This window comes from Aeromicrobium sp. WCS2018Hpa-31, assembly GCF_031843905.1.
In the GTDB taxonomy this organism is placed as follows: domain Bacteria; phylum Actinomycetota; class Actinomycetes; order Propionibacteriales; family Nocardioidaceae; genus Aeromicrobium.
On the sequence record NZ_JAVTJF010000012.1, the window covers coordinates 43,555 to 59,499 of the forward strand.

Genomic DNA, 15,945 nt, shown 5'->3' on the forward strand with positions numbered 1-15,945 from the left:
GCATCGCGGGCCGGCGGCGGGGAACACCCGTGTCATGAGCAGCTCTCCCGCTGTACGAAGCCGACTGACCGCGCAGGTCCGCGACGGCATCGCCCGGCACCCCCGCCTGCCCCGGGCGGCCAAGGCGGCGGTGGCCGCCGTGCTGGCGTGGCTCGTGGTCCAGCCCCTCGGCGGTGCTGCCGATGAGTACCCGTACTACGCCCCGCTGGGCGCGGTCATCGCCGTCTCGGCGACGGTGGCCGACTCCGTCAAGGCGTCCGTGCAGGGGGTGGTGGCCATCCTCCTCGGGGCGGCGCTCGCCGTCGCGGCCGCCGCCGTCGTGCCGACGGTGCCGGGCCTGGCCGTCGTCGTGCTCCTCGGCACGCTCGCGGCAGGGTGGTGGCGCTTCGGCGAGATGGGCGACTGGGTGCCGATCGCAGCCCTGTTCGTGCTCATCATCGGCAGCAGCGGCCTGGTCGACTACCTCATCGGCTACGTGCTGCTCACCGGGCTGGGCGCGGCCGTCGGGGTCGCGGTGAACGCAGCCCTGCCGCCGATGCCGCTGGTGCCGGGGGACCGCCAGATCACCGTCGCCCGCGAGGCGCTCGCCGCGCAGCTCGACGACCTCGCCGACGCACTGCGCAGCGACCCGCCGCTGGACCGCGAGCAGTGGCTCGCTCGGCACCACGACATCCGTCCGCGCGCGCAGGCCATGGGACGGCTCGTCACCCAGGCCACCCAGGTGCGTCGGGTGAACTGGCGCGCCCGTCGGTGGCAGGAGTGGGCCGATCGCCAGGTCGAGCACGCACGGGCGCTCGAACGTCTCTCGCTGGTGGTCGACGACCTCGCCGGCCTGCTGGCGATGACCGAGCACGCCGGTCGTGAGGACGTCGCGCTCGGTCCGCGTCTGCGGCAGCCCGCGGCCGAGGCCATGGAGGCGGTCGCCGTGATGCTGCGCGAGGGGAAGGACGAGGACGGTCCGCCGTCCCAGGACGTGCGCGACCGCGCCGACGCCGCCGTCGAGATGCTGGCCGAGTCCGTGACGGAGCGGGTGCGGGCCGGGGTCACCGAGGTGCTCGCGGCCGGGGCCGTGGTCACCGCCCTCAGGCAGCTGGTCGCAACGGTGTGACGGTGCGCCTACGACGTCCGGCGCTGCTCGACGTGGCCGGCTGACGTGGACGACTCCTCGTCCCGCCGACGCTCCCGCCGAGCCAGGGCCGACGTGGCGAAGGAGGCCGCCACCCAGGCGACGAGCACGCCGAGCGACGTCGCGACCCCCGATCCCTGGCGGAAGGCCACGGCGCGGGCAGCGTCGAGGCCGGCCGCGTGCGGCAGCCACGACGTCACCGAGCGCCAGGCGACCGGTTGCTGCCACGGGTCGGTCCCGGCCAGTGCGGGCAGCGCGGTCAGGAGCAGCACGGCGACCGCCAGGGCCAGGCCCCAGACGTCGAGCACGCTGAGCAGGGCCTGCGTCACCGCGCAGGCTGCCAGCGTCGTGGCGCCCAGCACCAGCCACCATCCGCGCCAAGGGCCGGACGTGGTCGTGGCCGCGGCGATGGCGAGGGCGAGCCCGACCGCGGCGCTGAGCACCACCGAGGCCGCGGCCCGACGGATCCCGTCCTGCGTGGTGTGTGCCTGCGGTCCGCGCCACCAGGCGAGGGCCGCGACGCCGAGCATCCCCGCCGCCACGGCCACCAGCGGGGCGAGGTCGACCACGCGTCGATCGAGCACGGAGGCCCTCGGTGGCACCTCCTCGACGTCGAGCGTTCGTCCCAGGGACGCGGAGAGGGCTCGCACGTGCGCCACCACGGCAGCGGTCAGCTGAGGATCCTGCGACCCAGGGACCAGCACGAGGTCGCGCTCGGTCGCCAGGTCGACGACCACCACGGCCGTCGCGGCTCCCGACTCCAGCCGGTCCACACCCTCGCGGCGGTCCTGCGTCGCGGACGCGTCCAGGGTGCCTGCGGCGTCGGCGCGGGCGGCGAGGGCCTGCCCCACGACGGCCGGCGCGACGATCGTCACCGGCGCCTCGTGGGGGTCGTCGCCGACCACGAGGGTCGAGACGAGGAGCAGGCCGACCACCTGGGTCACCACGACGAGGACGAGCGGCACCCAGCGTCGTCCGGACATGGCTGGACCCTACCGACGTGAGATCGTGACGGCATGGTCCTGCCGCGTGCCCCGTGGCGCGTACGGGTCCTCGCCGTCACGGTTCCCGCCCTGGTGGCCATGCTGGCCCTCGCCTCGCTCGCCGCCCCCGACGTCGAGGAGCCGGCGCGCGTGGGCGCGGCCGACCAGACCCGGTGCCTGCCGATCGAGCCGATCCGCTCGGTCGCGGACCTCAACGACCTGGTCACGAAGGTGCGGGGGCGCGGAGAGTTCGAGGGCGCCGACGTCGGCGCGGACGTCACGCTGCAGGACGGCCGGCGTCTGTGGGTCTTCGGTGACACCCTCCGCTCGGCCGACTTCGACGGCCAACGCTTCGTGCGCAACTCCATGCTGGTCTTCGGCGACGAGTGCGCCCAGGTGGTGCTGCCGCCCGACAAGGGTGCGCTGATCCCGGACCGTGCCGACGGCGTGGGGTACTGGCCGATGTCGGTCGCCAAGGTCGAGCGCACCGGCTACGACCTGGTCGGCGTGAGCGCGCAACGGGTCGAGGGTGCCGCCGCGCCTGACGGTGAGCTCGCGTTCGACAACCTGGGCCCCGCGATCGCGCTGTTCATCGTGCCTCGGGGCCGCACCCCGCAGCTGCTGTCGGTCCGCGACGTCGGCGCGGACCGGTCCGGCACCGAGCGGCCCACGTGGGGTGCTGCCGCGACGGTCCACGACGGCTGGGTCTACCTCTACGGCACCGCGAACCCGGGCGAGCGGCTGGTGTTCGGCTTCGACCTACGGGTGGCAAGGGTGCGTCCCGACGACATCCTCGACATCGGTCGGTGGCGCTACTGGGACGGCGAGTCGTGGAGCCGCAGAGCCGAGGACGCCGCGGTGCTGATCCCCGCGCAAGGTGGCGTGTCGCAGACGTTGAGCGTGTTCGAGCGCGCCGGTCGGTGGTACGCCGTGAGCAAGCGCGACGAGTTCCTCGGCACCGACCTGGTGATCTGGTCCGCGCCCTCGCCGACCGGTCCCTTCACGGCGGGGCCGCCGCTGGCGTCGATCCCGTCGTCGTCGAAGGGGCGGCTGCGCTACATGCCGCTGGCGCACCCGGACCTGCTGCCCGAGGAAGGCAGCGTGGTCGTCTCCTACAGCCAGAACGACACCGATCCCGCGGTCGTGGCCGAGGACCCGTTCCTCTACCGGCCGCGGTTCCTGCGGGTTCCGCTGCCCTGACGCGAGGCGGGAGGTTCGCGGACCGGGTCCAGCACCGCTGCCAGCTCCGCCTGGTACGCGGCGTAGGCGGTCGCCATGGCCGGACCGTTCCAGGTCTCCGGTCGCAGCGACGGGGGCAGGGCGGGGTCGGTCCGCAGGTGCCGCACCAGCGCGGCGGCGACGGCGAGCCGGTCGGCGGGCGAGAGGTCCTCGGCGAGCGCCGCGAGCAGCGCGTCGCCGGTGCGCGTCCAGGAGTCGAGGTCCCACAGCCGGCCGACGAGACCGCGGACGTCGGACGGGTGCGAGGCCGCGACGACCGCCAGGTCCGACGGCCAGTCGGGCAGGGGGCGGTCCAGGTTCGCCGGGCGCGTCCACACGCCCTCGCGCAGCTCCGCCAGCCGCAGCTGCTCCATCTCCAGGCGGAACGCCGCGCGGTCGCTGGCCGCGCGGCCGGCGGCCACCACGACCACGGTCTCCCAGGTGCCGTCCCACGACCGGTACGGCGGGTCGAGCGCGGCGTCCTGGAACCGTTGGCGCTCCCGGAGCCGTTCGCCGATCCGGTGCACCCCGTCGGTGCGCTCGAGGTCGCCGGCCGCCACCAGTCGGGTGAGTGCCGCCCGCACCGTCGACTCGGGGACGTCGAAGACCCCGCCGAGGGCGACGAGCTGGGCGGCCGTCAGCTCGGGAGGGTGCACGGCGAGCAGCAGGCTGAGCACGACCGACCGCGCGCTGAGGGGGCGGACCTCCATCGGACTCCCTCCTCGGCCGCGCGGCTGGACATTGCACTCTCTTGACAACTGTAGCGATGATGCAATGCTTGGTGCATGACCACCACGCCGTACCCCGCCGCCGACGGCCACGCTACTGCTCCGACCGGTGCGCAGGACGCCAACCAGGCCCCGCCCCTCGCGCCCTACGACGCCTCCGCCGACGTCGCACTCCTGGAGGCCCTGCACCGCGAGGGAGCCGGCTGGAACGAGGCCGACGTCCGGCGCGTCGGGCAGCTGGCGGGCGGGGTCGAGGCCCAGCAGTGGGCCGAGGACGCCAACCGGTTCGACCCGGAGCTGCGCACCGTTGACCGCTACGGGAACCGTGTGGACGAGGTCGAGTTCCACCCGGCCTGGCACCACCTCATGCGCACCTCGATCGCCGAGGGGATGGGCGGCGCGGCCTGGGTCGACGACCGGCCCGGCGCCCACGCGGCCCGCACGGCCCGGGGGCTCGTGTGGGGTCACACGGAGGCGGGGCACGGCTGCCCCGTGACCATGACGTACGCGGTCGTGCCGGCGCTGCGCCACCAGCCCGAGCTCGCCGCCGCTTACGAGCCGCTGCTCACGTCGCGCATCTACGACCCAGGGCTGCGGGCCCCCGCGACGAAGCGCGGCCTGCTCGCCGGCATGGGCATGACGGAGCGCCAGGGCGGGTCCGACGTGCGCACCAACTCCACGGTCGCCCGACCCACCGGCGAGCCGGGTGTCTTCACGCTGCACGGCGCCAAGTGGTTCACGTCGGCCCCGATGTGCGACGTCTTCCTCGTGCTCGCGCAGTCGCCCGGCGGCCTGTCCTGCTTCCTGGTGCCGCGGATCCTGCCCGACGGCACGCGCAACCCGTTCCACATCGTCCGACTCAAGGACAAGCTGGGCAACCGGTCCAACGCGTCGTCGGAGCCGGAGTTCGACGGCACCGTCGCCTGGCTCGTGGGCGACGAGGGGCGTGGTGTCCGCACCATCATCGACATGGTCGGCTGCACCCGTCTGGACTGCGCGGCCGGCACCAGCACCCTCATGCGCAAGGCACTGGTGGAGGCCGGGCACCACGTCTCGCACCGCTCCGCGTTCGGCGCGCTGCTCGTCGACCAGCCCCTCATGCGCAACGTCCTGGCCGACCTCGCCGTCGAGTCGGAGGCCGCGACGTCGCTGACCATGCGGCTGGCGGGTGCCACCGACCGGGCGCTGCGGGGCGACGAGCAGGAGCAGGCGTTCCGGCGCATCGGCACCGCCCTCGGCAAGTACTGGATCACCAAGCGCGGTCCTGCCTTCACGGCGGAGGCCATGGAGTGCCTCGGGGGCAACGGGTACGTCGAGGAGTCGGGCATGCCGCGGCTCTACCGCGAGGCCCCGCTCAACTCCATCTGGGAGGGCTCGGGCAACGTGAACGCCCTCGACGTCCTCCGTGCGCTCGGCCGGGAGCCGGTCGTGGCCGACGTGCTCATGCACGAGATCGGCCTCGGCAGAGGAGCCAACCGCCACCTCGACGCCGCGGTGGACCGGCTCGGTGCCGACCTCGCCGCGGCCACGGCCGACCTCGCGAGCATCGAGTTCCGCGCACGTCGACTCGTGGAGCAGATGGCCCTGGCCCTCCAGGGCTCGCTGCTCGTGCGGCACTCCACGCCGGCCGTGGCCGACGCCTTCTGCTCGTCGCGCCTCGGCGGGCAGGGCGGGCTGGCCTTCGGGACGCTCGACGTCGGGGTCGACACGGCCGCGATCCTCGAGCGCGCGCTCCCCGACGCCTCCTGAGCCTCCCCACGTCGACCGTGCGGCGGTAGGTGGGGCTCAGCCCTCGGGGCGGGGTGACAGGACGTTGCCGGGGTTGAGTCGCCCGGCGGGGTCGAACGCGGCCTTCACGGCGTGGTGCACGTCGAGGGCGACGGGGTCGAGCTCGCGCGTGAGCCAGCCGGCCTTGAGCCGGCCCACGCCGTGCTCGCCGGTGACCGTCCCACCCAGCTCGAGGGCCAGGGCGGTGATCGCGTCGAAGGCGCGGTGCGCCGCCGCCACGTCGGCCGGGTCGCGGCGGTCGAAGATGATCGTGGGGTGCATGTTGCCGTCGCCGGCGTGCCCGAACACCCCGATCGTGAGGCCCTCGTCCGCGGCGACCCGCTGGATGCCGGTGACCAGGTCGACGACGGCCCGCCGCGGGACGCACACGTCGTCGAGCAGCCAGTCGCCCAGGCGCTCGAGGGCGGGGAGCGCCTGGCGTCTGGCCTCGAGCAGCTGCGCGCCCTCGGCCGCGTCCGTGGTGAGTGCCACGTCGACCGCGCCGGCCGCGTCGCAGATGCGGCGCACGGCCTCCACGGTGGTCTCCGCCCCGGGCAGGTCGGTCTGCACCAGCAGCATCGCGGCGGCGTCGATGCCCATGTGCGTGTGCGCGTCGACGGCGGCGAGCGTGGTGGCGTCGAGGATCTCGAGCAGCGGGAGGTCGACGGCCTCGGCGACGAGCCGTTCGACCGCCCGACCCGCGTCCTGCAGGTCGGCGAAGGTCGCGACGACGGTCGAGGGCGGCGGGGGAGCGGGTCGCAGGCGGAGCGTGACCTCGGTGATCACGCCCAGCGTGCCCTCGGAGCCGACGAGCAGGCTGGTCAGGTCGTAGCCGGCGACCCCCTTCACGGTGCGTCGCCCGGTGCGCATGACGCGTCCGTCGGCGAGGACCGCCTCCAGGCCGAGCACGTAGTCGCCGGTCACCCCGTACTTCACGCAGCACATGCCGCCGGCGTTCGTGGCCACGTTGCCGCCGATGGTGGAGATCGCGACGCTGCCCGGGTCGGGCGGGTAGAACAGCCCGACCTTGGCCACGGCCGTGCGCAGGTCGGCGGTGATCACGCCGGGCTGCACCACCGCGACGCGCTCCTCGACGTCGATCGAGACGATCCGGTCGAGCCGACGGGTGCTGAGGACCACCGACCCGCCGGGAGCGTTGGCACCGCCGGCCAGTCCGGTGCCGGCCCCGCGGGTGACGACCGCCAGGCCTGCCTCGTCGGCCGCGACCACGCAGGCCGCGACCTCGCTGGTCGTGCGCGGCGACAGCACCGCCACCGGCGTCGCGCGCTCGACCAGCTGGGCCTCGTCGTGCGCGAATCCGGCCACGACGTCGGGGTCGGTCTGCACCACCTCGGTGGGCAGGCGGCCGAGCGCGGAGGTCAGCGTGGTGCCTTGACCGCCACGACGGGGCACTCGGCCTCGAGGAGGATCCGCTGCGACGTGGAGCCGAGCACGAGCTTGCCCACGGGGGAGCGGCGTCGCTGCCCGATCACGACGAGCGAGGCGTCGTGGCGGCGGGCGTTGTCGAGGATCGAGTCCGCGGCACCGCTGGAGCCCACGAAGTGCACCACCTCGTGCTCGACGCCGGCGTCGGCCAGGCGCGACTCGAGCTGCTCGACGACCGACTCGGGCGTGACGTCGGGGTGGGGCGTGTCCGAGGCGATCACCACCACCTTCGCGCCCACGGCGGCAGCGTGCTCGACACCCCAGCTCCAGGCGGCCTCACCCTCGGGTGTGGCGACGTATCCGACGACGATCGTGGTCATTCGCTCCTCCTTCGCGCTGCCTCCACGGTACCGGTCGAACGTCTTCCGCGATCGGGATGCGAGATGGACCCGAAAAGGACTAAAGTCCCGGTTGAAACCGGGACAACGTCCGCATGTGGTGGTTGGGAGGCCGCCATAGGGCACGAGTGACGCGCAGAGCGTTGGGCGATGGTCCGCAACAGAGGGAGAACACCATGCAGACCGCCGTCAGGCGGCGCTGCGCGGGCGGGGCGACGCGTGTCGTCCTGGTCGTCGTCGGCGCCTTGTTGATGTCCACGCTCGTGGCACCGAGTGCCGACGCGGCCCGTCGGTACACGGTGACGGCGAAGAAGAGCGCCACCGCCACCTCGACCGTCACCCGGTCGGCCGTCCACGACGGGTACCGGGGCACGGCGACGATCCGACGAACGGCCCGCGGGGTCGCGGCCGCCAAGGCGACCAGCACGAGCAAGAAGAAGGCCACGTCCGTGGCCCGGTCGCGGGCACTCTCGCGGGCACGGGCCGTGGCCAGGAAGCGGGCCACCGCCAGCGCCAGTGCCGCGGCCACCTCGCTCGCGCGGTCGCGCGCCGTGGCCGCTGCGAAGGCCAAGCCCGCGCCGAAGCCTTCCGCCTCGCCGACGCCGACCCCCACGCCGACACCGACCCCCACGCCGACGCCAACGCCGACCCCCACGCCGACCCCCACGCCGACGCCGACGCCTGTCCCGACCACCGGGTCCGACGCGTCCGCCGATGCTTGCGGCCCCACGCGGCTCAAGACCGACGGCTCGGCCTGGAGCTGCACCTTCAGCGACGACTTCGACGGCGACGCCCTCGACAGCAGCAAGTGGCTCGTCGCCACGAGCGAGGCCACCGGCCTGACCTACGGCGACTGCTGGGTCGACCGCCCGGAGAACCTGAGCGTCGCGGACGGCAGCCTGCGCCTGACCACGCGGATGGAGGACGAGCCGGTCACGTGCACCGCCGAGGGCAAGACCGTGACCACCCGCTACACGTCGGGCTCGGTCACCACCTGGGGCCGGTACACGCTCGACCGCGGGCGCGTCGAGATCCGGGCCAAGATGCCCACCACCACGAAGCCCGGTGTGCAGAGCGCGCTCTGGCTCTTCCCGGAGACGATGAAGTACTGGGACGTCGCCGGCTCGGGCGAGATGGACATCGCCGAGTTCTACTCGCAGTACCCGGACCGGCTCATCCCGACCATGCACTACGCCACGACGTCGCCCGGCTACACGAACTACTACTGCATGGTCCAGGACCCCACCCAGTGGCACACCTACTCGCTGGAGTGGGACCGCGACCGGATCCGGGTCGAGTACGACGGCACGGTCTGCCTCGACCACAAGATCACGCTCGTGGGCCAGCTCCTCCAGGGCCAGCCCTTCGACCAGGACTACACGATCAACCTCACCCAGATGCTGGGCTCGGGAGCCAACGCGCCCACGTCGGACACGCAGCTCCCCGCGACGATGGAGGTCGACCACGTGCGGGTCTGGCAGTGAGGTGAGCAGGGCCCGATAGCGTGACCACGTGAACGACGTGTCTGCGCGCCGCCTGCTCCTGGTCAACGGTCCCAACCTCAACCTGCTCGGCACCCGCGAGCCCGAGGTCTACGGCAGCGCCACGCTCGCCGACGTCGTCGCGCTCGTGGAGCGCACGGCCGACGAGCTCGGGTACGCGGTGAGCGCGCTGCAGAGCAACCACGAGGGCGTGCTCATCGACGCCGTGCACGACGCGCGGGGCACCTGCGCCGGCATCGTCATCAACCCCGGGGGCCTGACGCACACGTCGGTGGCGCTGCGTGACGCGCTCACCGGAGTGGCGCTCCCGTTCGCCGAGGTGCACGTGTCCGACGTGCACGCCCGCGAGGAGTTCCGCCACTTCTCGTACCTGACCGACGTCGCCGCCCTGACCGTGGTGGGCGAAGGGGTCGACGGCTACGCCCGCGCCGTGCGTGAGCTCGTGGCGCAGCTGGAGTCCCGGTGAGCGGCCCGCGCAACGTCCCGCACAAGAAGCAGCTGGCGGTCTCGCGGCGGGTGCGGGTGCCCGGCCCCGACGCGGACTGGTCGGCGCTGCACGCGTTCGCCCAGACCTTCGACGCGGCGTTCTTCCTGTCCTCCTCGACCGCGACGATCGTGCAGACCGCGTACCGGCCCGCCTTCGACGCGGTGGAGCGCGGGGAGGACCTCGACGGCTCCCTGGGCATCGCGCCGCTGCGTGCGGCGCTGTGGTTCCAGGCCCGCTCCGACACCTTCTCCGGGGCCACGGACTTCTCCGGCCCCGAGGTCGAGCGCTTCTACCGGGCGGTCTGTGAGGAGCTGCACTCCCGCACCCACGGCTGGGTCGACGACCAGTCCTGACCGGCCTCGCTCCCGCGCCGGGGCTGCGCTGCGCCCGAGGTCACCGCTCGGGGGTACATCGGTGGATCGTCAACCGCAGAAGCCTTCCTGAGGTTGAGGATCCACCGATGGCCGGCGTGCTCGGCCGCACCGGGCGCCCCTGCTCCGTCGAGGCCTCTCGGGGACCGAGCCCGCACGGAGTGGAGGCAGCGCAGCCCCAGGCCCGGCCCGAGTGGAGGCGGCGCAGCCGCAGGTCCGGCGTGCTCGTCCGGCGGGAGGGGCCGAACCTGCCTACCGTGGGCGGATGAGCCGCTACCTGATGATCGTCGCCGTGGCCGTGCCGCCGTTGTTCACGGCGGTCTTGGGGCTGACCCACCCGGCCGTGCTCACCGTCGAGGACGCCGGGCACTGGCAGATGATGCACACCGTCCTGCTGCCGGTCTTCCCGCTGCTCGCCCTCGGACCGTGGCTCGTGGCGCGTACCCACGACCGCGTGGTCGGGGTGGTCGTGGGCGTGCTCGCCTACGTCTACGCCTGCTTCTACACGAGCCTCGACGTGCTCGCCGGCATCGCCGGCGGTGCCATCAAGGAGGCGGAGGCCGGCGGACTGGGCATCGTGTTCCCGGTGGCGGGCGACCTGGGGACCATCGGGTCCTACGCCTACATCGCCGCCACCGCGCTGGCCGTCGGCGTGGCCAGCCGGGCCGGGTTGGTGCGGGCGCTGCCGGGTGCCGTGCTGGTGCTCGTCGGGTCGGTCATGTTCTGGCAGGAGCACGTCTACCGTCCGTGGGGCGTGCTCTCCATGGTGCTGCTCGCCGCGGGCTGGACGTGGCTCGTGGTCGCTACAGCCCCTCGAGCACGGTCAGCGTCGACGCCCACGCCTCGCTCTGCGGGTCGATGACGACGAAGTGGTCGCCGTCGACCGGCGCGAGGTTCGCGTCGGCACCGGCGGCCCGCGCCGCGTCGACGTAGGTGCGCGACTGCGAGTACGGCACGTTCGTGTCGGCGCGACCGTGTACGCACCACACCGGCACGTCGAGGGGGACCTGCTGCAGAGGGTCGGCGTCGGGGACGTCGGCGACCGGTGCGCCCAGGAAGGCCTCGACCGCTCCGGCTCCCAGGTCCTCACGGACGGCTCCCACGAGGTCGAGCACCCCCGCCTGCGAGACGGCCGCCGTCACCGGCACGCGCGCGTCGCGCCAGCGGTCGAGGCGCTGACGTCCGGCGGCCCAGACCGCGAGGTGCCCGCCGGCCGAGTGCCCGAGGGTGACCACGCGGCTGAGGTCGAGGTCCTCGACGTCGGCCAGAGCGTCGATGCCGGCGCTCACGTCGTCGGGCGTCTGCGGCCAGCCACCGCCGGAACCCTTCCCGCTCCCGATCCGTCGGTACTCCAGGTTCCACGCCGTCCACCCCTGCGCCGCGAGCGACGCGGCGAGCGGACGTCCGAGGGACAGGTCGTACTCCGCCCGCCAGAAGCCGCCGTGGATCACGACGACGACGCCTCGTGACTCGCCGGTCGACCGGGTCAGCTCCGCGAACTGCGCGGGGTCGGTGCCGTAGGTGATGCGCTCCACGGAGCCCATCGTCGCACCGCCGTCCCCACCGCTGGGGCCGCCTCCGGACGAGCAGGCCGCGAGCACGCCTCCGCCCAGCACCGTCGATCCGACGACCGCGGAGCCGAGGGACAGGAACCGACGTCGACGCATCCGCCCATCCCACCGCACGCGGCTCGTCCCTGCAGGTCAACGGGCGATCGGCGGCCGATAGGATCAGCACTCGGCGAGCGCGGGAGGCCCGGAGATGGACATCCACGACCTCGACGCGTTCCTGCTCGTCGGGTCGGCCGTCCTCATCGCCGCGATCCTCGCCGTGCGGGTCTCGGTCACCGCTGGGCTCCCCTCGCTCCTGGTCTACCTGGGCATCGGCCTGCTCATCGGCGAGGAAGGTCTCGGCGTGCAGTTCGACGACGCCGACCTGGCCCTCGCCATGGGCTTCGGCGCCCTCGTCCTGATCCTCGCCGAGGGTGGTCTCACCACCCGCTGGGAGCACGTGCGCCCCTCGATCGGCCTGGGCCTGCTGCTGGCCACGCTCGGCTCCGTGGTCAGCGTGCTGGTGGTCGCCCTGGCGGCCCACTACGTGCTCGACCTGCGCTGGGAGATCGCGGTGCTCCTCGCCGCCGTCCTCACCCCCACCGATGCGGCCGCGGTCTTCTCGGTGCTGCGAGCCGTGCCGCTCACCCCGCGCGTGAAGGGGGTGCTGGAGGCGGAGTCCGGCCTCAACGACGCTCCCATCGTCGTGCTCGTCACCGCGATCAGTGCAGGCCAGATCGCCGACGGGGGCATCGCGTCGTTCGCGGGACTGATCGTGTTCGAGATCGTCGTCGGCGGCATCGTCGGCCTGATCGTCGGCTTCGGCGCGGGCCGGCTGCTGCGCAGCATGGCGCTGCCCGCGTCGGGCCTCTACCCGCTCATCGTGCTCGCGTTCACCGTCCTGGCGTACGGGCTCGCGGTGCTGGGCCACGCCAGCGGCTTCGCGGCGGTCTACCTGTGTGCCCTCGTGCTCGGCAACACCGAGCTGCCGCACCGCGTGGCGACCCGCTCCTTCGTGGAGGGCGTCGGCTGGCTCGCCCAGATCGGGCTGTTCGTCATGCTCGGCCTGCTCGCGAGCCCCTCGGAGTTCACCCTGTGGCACATCTGGACCGGGCTGGTCGTCGGTGCCGTGCTCACCTTCGTCGCCCGGCCGCTCTCGGTCGCCAGCTGTGCGGTCTGGTTCCGCGTGGGCTGGCGCGAGCAGCTGTTCGTGGGGTGGGCCGGCCTGCGTGGTGCGGTGCCGATCATCCTGGCCACCATCCCGCTCGCCGCCGACGTGCCCGGCTCGCGCGACCTGTTCGACATCGTGTTCGTGGCCGTCGTGGTCTACACGCTCGTCCAGGCCGCACCCCTGTCGCGGCTGGCCCGCTGGTGCGGGGTGCTCCACGACGAGGTGCGCGACGTCGAGGTGGAGGCGGCACCGCTCGAACGGATCTCGGCGGACCTTCTGCAGGTGCACGTCCCGAGGAAGTCACGGCTCGCCGGCGTCGAGGTGGGCGAGCTGCGGCTGCCGCAGGGCGCGTCGGTCTCGCTCGTCGTCCGCGACGGTGAGCCGTTCGTGCCGCACCGCACCACCCGCCTGGTCCGGGGCGACGACCTGCTGGTCGTGGCCACGCGTGACGTGCGCGAGGCCACGGAGCAGCGGCTGCTCGCCGTCGGGCGCCACGGTCGGCTCGCGGGCTGGGACCGCGAGGAACCCTGACCGGCTCGGGCGGCAGGTACGACGGCTGGGTCAGACGGCTGGGTCAGACGGCTGGGACGGTGGGCAGGCAGACCGTGAATCGGCGGTCGTTCTTCGTCGTGCGCACGTCCTTGCCGAGCTTCTTGAAGTCGTCGCCGACGATCACCGTCACGGAGTCGCCGTCGACCTCGATGTCGGGCTCGGCGTACTGGACCTTGGAGCCGAACTGCGCGGCCACCAGCCGGACCCGCGGGTCGTCGCGGTCGGTGGTGAGCACCACGGCGACGTCGGCGTCGACCTTGCTCGTGGAGTTGCCGATCTGGCCGGCCAGGAACCCACGACGCTGGAGGTTGATGCTGACCCGGTTGGCCAGGCCCGCGCGGGAGCTGGCGTTGTAGACGTCGACGGTGATCAGGTTGCTCGTGACCTCGTCGTCGGCCGCGACCACGCGCGTCTCGCACGTGGGTCCGGCGTCGATCGTCTCGGCCGACGCGGTCAGCAGGCGGAAGCCCACGAAGAGCCCGGCGACGAGCACCACGACGCTGCCGAGCAGCACGAGCGGTCCGGCGGCACTGCTGCGGGCGTTCATCGGGACCCGCTCAGGGTGTAGACGCGGGCGTGGAGCATGGCGCGCTGCTGGAGCGCTGCGCGGACCGCGCGGTGCAGGCCGTCCTCGAGGAACAGCTCGCCCTTCCAGGCCACGACGTGCGCGAACAGGTCGCCGAAGTAGGTGGAGTCCTCGTCGAGCAGGTTCTCGAGGTCGAGCTGCGTCTTGGTGGTGGTGAGGTCGGCGAGCCGGACCTGGCTGGGCGAGACGTCGGCCCACTCACGCTGCGACAGGCCGTGGTCGGGGTACGGCCGCCCGTCGTTCACCCTCCGGAAGATCACCTCGTCAGTGTAGACAGGTGTGCCGTCGCCGAGCGGTAGCCTGACCGGCATGAGCAGCCCGGACGAGGTCGGAGCCCCGAAGTCGGCGCAGCAGGCCGCCGAGGAGGCCGCGCAGGCCGCAGCCGCCGCCGAGACCGCAGCCGCGGAGGCCAGGCGCCGCGCCGACGAGCTCGCTCGCGCCGCCGCGGAGCAGGAGCAGCAGCGGGCCCAGACCGAGCCGGCCCAGACCGCGCCGGCCCAGACCGCGACGGCCGCCGCCGGCGACCTGAGCGAGCACGCGGAGCTGGTGCGCAGCGGCTACGCCTTCGAGGGCTCGGTGCTGGAGATCGGCGCCCTCGTGGAGGCCGACGTCGCGGTGCCCGGCGCCCAGGTGCGGATCCCGCTCGGCATGCTCAACCGGCACGGCCTGGTCGCCGGAGCCACCGGCACCGGCAAGACCAAGACCCTCCAGGTGCTCGCCGAGCAGGTGGCCGCCCAGGGCGTGCCGGTGTTCGCCGCCGACATCAAGGGCGACCTCTCGGGCATCGCCGTCCCGGGCACGCCGAACGAGAAGCTGACCGCACGGTGCGAGAGCATCGGCCAGACCTGGCAGCCGACCGCGTCGGCCACCGAGTTCTTCACCCTCGGCGGCCTCGGCACGGGGGTGCCGATCCGCGCGAGCATCGACTCGTTCGGGCCGCTGCTGCTGTCCAAGGTGCTGGGCCTGAACGCCACGCAGGAGTCGTCCCTCGCGCTCGTCTTCCACTACGCCAGGAACAAGGGGCACGCCCTCGTCGACCTCGGCGACCTCCGGTCGGTGCTCACGTGGCTCACCGGCGACGGCAAGCCGGAGCTCAAGGAGCTGGGTGGGCTCTCGGCCTCCACCGCCGGCGTGATCCTCCGTGAGCTCATCGCCTTCTCCGACCAGGGCGCCGACGTGTTCTTCGGTCGACCCGAGATCGACGTGGCCGACTTCCTGCGCACCGCACCCGACGGCAGGGGGATCGTCTCGCTGCTCGAGGTCCCGTCGGTCCAGGACAAGCCGGCCCTGTTCTCGACCTTCCTGCTGTACCTGCTGAGCACGCTGTTCGAGACACTGCCCGAGGTCGGCGACGCCGACAAGCCGCGCCTGGTGTTCTTCTTCGACGAGGCCCACCTGCTGTTCAAGGACGCCTCGAAGGACTTCCTCGACCAGGTCACGCAGACCGTGCGGCTGATCCGGTCCAAGGGCGTCGGCGTGGTGTTCGTGACCCAGACCCCGAAGGACGTCCCGTCCGACGTGCTCGCCCAGCTCGGCTCGCGCATCCAGCACCAGCTGCGGGCGCACACCCCCGACGACGCCAAGGCCCTGCGCTCCACCGTGTCGACCTACCCGACGTCGACGTACGACCTGGAGGAGGTGCTCACCCAGCTCGCCATCGGCGAGGCCATCGTCACGGTCATGAACGAGAAGGGGGCACCCACGCCGGTGGCGTGGACCAGGATGCGGGCACCGCAGGGCTCGATGGACCCGGCCCCGGCCGCCGACGTGGCTGCCGCGGTGCAGGCCTCCTCGCTCATGGCCCGCTACGGCACGCCCGTCGACCCACCGTCCGCGTCGGAGTCCATCGACGCGGCCCGCGCCGCCACCGCGGCGCAGAGCGAGGCCGACGCCCGGGCGGAGCAGGCGTCGAAGGAGGCGGAGCGGGTCGCGCGCGAGGCCGACCGCATCGCACGGGAGTCGGGAGGTCGTGCAACGCGGTCCCGGCGCACGACCCGCTCGAGGCGGTCCGAGCCCGGTCAGTCCGCCCTCGACGAGGCGTCCCGCGTGATCGCACGCGAGATCGGCAAGCGGATCTTCGGCCGCCGCCGCTGACCGCCCTGCGCCGTTCCTGCGGCCTC

General features: G+C 73.3%; 16 protein-coding genes. 9 read left to right on the forward strand and 7 right to left on the reverse strand.

The features are described 5' to 3' along the window. The first annotated feature begins 34 nt into the window (after positions 1-34). On the forward strand, positions 35-1,108 hold the full coding sequence (locus RQG84_RS15615; RefSeq protein ID WP_311210759.1) for a hypothetical protein: 1,074 nt from the start codon (positions 35-37) through the stop codon (positions 1,106-1,108). A gap of 8 nt (positions 1,109-1,116) precedes the next feature. Here RQG84_RS15615 and RQG84_RS15620 read toward each other — a convergent pair whose 3' ends face one another. Next, the gene (locus RQG84_RS15620; protein WP_311210760.1) at positions 1,117-2,109 is read right to left on the reverse strand and encodes a hypothetical protein; all 993 of its coding nucleotides are present in this window, start codon (positions 2,107-2,109) and stop codon (positions 1,117-1,119) included. A gap of 33 nt (positions 2,110-2,142) precedes the next feature. On the opposite strand from RQG84_RS15620, the gene RQG84_RS15625 reads away from it, so the two are divergent. Then, positions 2,143-3,309, forward strand: coding sequence for a DUF4185 domain-containing protein (locus RQG84_RS15625; RefSeq protein WP_311210761.1), 1,167 nt, complete (start codon positions 2,143-2,145; stop codon positions 3,307-3,309). On the opposite strand, the gene RQG84_RS15630 is transcribed toward RQG84_RS15625, so the two are convergent. Next, complete coding sequence (locus RQG84_RS15630) at positions 3,273-4,037, reverse strand: PaaX domain-containing protein, C- domain protein (protein WP_311210762.1); 765 nt, start codon at positions 4,035-4,037, stop codon at positions 3,273-3,275. The two genes, RQG84_RS15625 and RQG84_RS15630, sit on opposite strands and share 37 nt — an antisense overlap. Positions 4,038-4,112: 75 nt before the next feature. On the opposite strand from RQG84_RS15630, the gene RQG84_RS15635 reads away from it, so the two are divergent. After that, complete coding sequence (locus RQG84_RS15635) at positions 4,113-5,804, forward strand: acyl-CoA dehydrogenase family protein (protein ID WP_311210763.1); 1,692 nt, start codon at positions 4,113-4,115, stop codon at positions 5,802-5,804. Positions 5,805-5,840: 36 nt separating this feature from the next. On the opposite strand, the gene RQG84_RS15640 is transcribed toward RQG84_RS15635, so the two are convergent. Beyond that, positions 5,841-7,235: an FAD-linked oxidase C-terminal domain-containing protein gene (locus RQG84_RS15640; RefSeq protein WP_311210764.1), complete on the reverse strand. Its 1,395-nt coding sequence runs from the start codon at positions 7,233-7,235 to the stop codon at positions 5,841-5,843. After that, positions 7,202-7,588, reverse strand: a complete 387-nt coding sequence (locus RQG84_RS15645; RefSeq protein WP_311210765.1) for a universal stress protein — start codon at positions 7,586-7,588, stop codon at positions 7,202-7,204. Before RQG84_RS15645 ends, RQG84_RS15640 begins: the two co-directional genes overlap by 34 nt. Positions 7,589-7,782: 194 nt before the next feature. Between RQG84_RS15645 and RQG84_RS15650 the strand changes: the two genes are divergently transcribed. The 4 genes from RQG84_RS15650 to RQG84_RS15665 all read left to right on the forward strand — a co-directional run bounded on the left by RQG84_RS15650 (position 7,783) and on the right by RQG84_RS15665 (position 10,828). Continuing rightward, on the forward strand, positions 7,783-9,090 hold the full coding sequence (locus RQG84_RS15650; RefSeq protein ID WP_311210766.1) for a glycoside hydrolase family 16 protein: 1,308 nt from the start codon (positions 7,783-7,785) through the stop codon (positions 9,088-9,090). 28 nt (positions 9,091-9,118) lie between these two features. Beyond that, on the forward strand, positions 9,119-9,574 hold the full coding sequence (aroQ, locus tag RQG84_RS15655) for a type II 3-dehydroquinate dehydratase (RefSeq protein ID WP_082480578.1): 456 nt from the start codon (positions 9,119-9,121) through the stop codon (positions 9,572-9,574). After that, positions 9,571-9,948 carry a hypothetical protein gene (locus tag RQG84_RS15660; protein ID WP_311210767.1) on the forward strand — a complete coding sequence of 126 codons (378 nt, stop codon included), beginning with the start codon at positions 9,571-9,573 and terminating at the stop codon, positions 9,946-9,948. The genes aroQ and RQG84_RS15660 overlap by 4 nt, the downstream gene beginning before the upstream one ends. Before the next feature lie 283 nt (positions 9,949-10,231). After that, positions 10,232-10,828 carry a hypothetical protein gene (locus tag RQG84_RS15665; RefSeq protein WP_311210768.1) on the forward strand — a complete coding sequence of 199 codons (597 nt, stop codon included), beginning with the start codon at positions 10,232-10,234 and terminating at the stop codon, positions 10,826-10,828. Here the strand turns inward: RQG84_RS15665 and RQG84_RS15670 are convergent. Continuing rightward, positions 10,770-11,633: a prolyl oligopeptidase family serine peptidase gene (locus tag RQG84_RS15670; RefSeq protein ID WP_311210769.1), complete on the reverse strand. Its 864-nt coding sequence runs from the start codon at positions 11,631-11,633 to the stop codon at positions 10,770-10,772. The two genes, RQG84_RS15665 and RQG84_RS15670, sit on opposite strands and share 59 nt — an antisense overlap. 94 nt (positions 11,634-11,727) lie before the next feature. Here RQG84_RS15670 and RQG84_RS15675 point away from each other — a divergent pair, with 94 nt between their 5' ends. Next, a complete protein-coding gene (locus RQG84_RS15675) occupies positions 11,728-13,218 on the forward strand; it encodes a potassium/proton antiporter (protein ID WP_311210770.1) in 1,491 nt (496 codons plus the stop codon). Between the two features lie 43 nt (positions 13,219-13,261). Here the strand turns inward: RQG84_RS15675 and RQG84_RS15680 are convergent, their stop codons facing one another. Continuing rightward, complete coding sequence (locus RQG84_RS15680) at positions 13,262-13,786, reverse strand: LytR C-terminal domain-containing protein (RefSeq protein WP_311210771.1); 525 nt, start codon at positions 13,784-13,786, stop codon at positions 13,262-13,264. Then, positions 13,783-14,085 carry a type II toxin-antitoxin system VapB family antitoxin gene (locus RQG84_RS15685; protein WP_055961218.1) on the reverse strand — a complete coding sequence of 101 codons (303 nt, stop codon included), beginning with the start codon at positions 14,083-14,085 and terminating at the stop codon, positions 13,783-13,785. The genes RQG84_RS15680 and RQG84_RS15685 overlap by 4 nt, the downstream gene beginning before the upstream one ends. A 49-nt stretch (positions 14,086-14,134) precedes the next feature. On the opposite strand from RQG84_RS15685, the gene RQG84_RS15690 reads away from it, so the two are divergent. Next, entirely contained in the window at positions 14,135-15,919 is a 1,785-nt protein-coding gene (locus RQG84_RS15690; RefSeq protein ID WP_311210772.1) for a helicase HerA-like domain-containing protein, read from the forward strand. The last annotated feature ends 26 nt before the right edge of the window (positions 15,920-15,945 follow it).

Excerpts from the sequence above, each read along its gene's own strand:
- RQG84_RS15680 (WP_311210771.1), bottom strand. The coding sequence starts at position 13,786 with ATGAACGCCCGCAGCAGTGCCGCCGGACCGCTCGTGCTGCTCGGCAGC.
- RQG84_RS15650 (WP_311210766.1), top strand. The coding sequence starts at position 7,783 with ATGCAGACCGCCGTCAGGCGGCGCTGCGCGGGCGGGGCGACGCGTGTC.
- RQG84_RS15630 (WP_311210762.1), bottom strand. The coding sequence starts at position 4,037 with ATGGAGGTCCGCCCCCTCAGCGCGCGGTCGGTCGTGCTCAGCCTGCTG.
- RQG84_RS15620 (WP_311210760.1), bottom strand. The coding sequence starts at position 2,109 with ATGTCCGGACGACGCTGGGTGCCGCTCGTCCTCGTCGTGGTGACCCAG.
- RQG84_RS15635 (WP_311210763.1), top strand. The coding sequence starts at position 4,113 with ATGACCACCACGCCGTACCCCGCCGCCGACGGCCACGCTACTGCTCCG.
- RQG84_RS15665 (WP_311210768.1), top strand. The coding sequence starts at position 10,232 with ATGAGCCGCTACCTGATGATCGTCGCCGTGGCCGTGCCGCCGTTGTTC.
- RQG84_RS15625 (WP_311210761.1), top strand. The coding sequence starts at position 2,143 with ATGGTCCTGCCGCGTGCCCCGTGGCGCGTACGGGTCCTCGCCGTCACG.
- RQG84_RS15645 (WP_311210765.1), bottom strand. The coding sequence starts at position 7,588 with ATGACCACGATCGTCGTCGGATACGTCGCCACACCCGAGGGTGAGGCC.
- RQG84_RS15690 (WP_311210772.1), top strand. The coding sequence starts at position 14,135 with ATGAGCAGCCCGGACGAGGTCGGAGCCCCGAAGTCGGCGCAGCAGGCC.
- RQG84_RS15675 (WP_311210770.1), top strand. The coding sequence starts at position 11,728 with ATGGACATCCACGACCTCGACGCGTTCCTGCTCGTCGGGTCGGCCGTC.
- RQG84_RS15615 (WP_311210759.1), top strand. The coding sequence starts at position 35 with ATGAGCAGCTCTCCCGCTGTACGAAGCCGACTGACCGCGCAGGTCCGC.
- RQG84_RS15670 (WP_311210769.1), bottom strand. The coding sequence starts at position 11,633 with ATGCGTCGACGTCGGTTCCTGTCCCTCGGCTCCGCGGTCGTCGGATCG.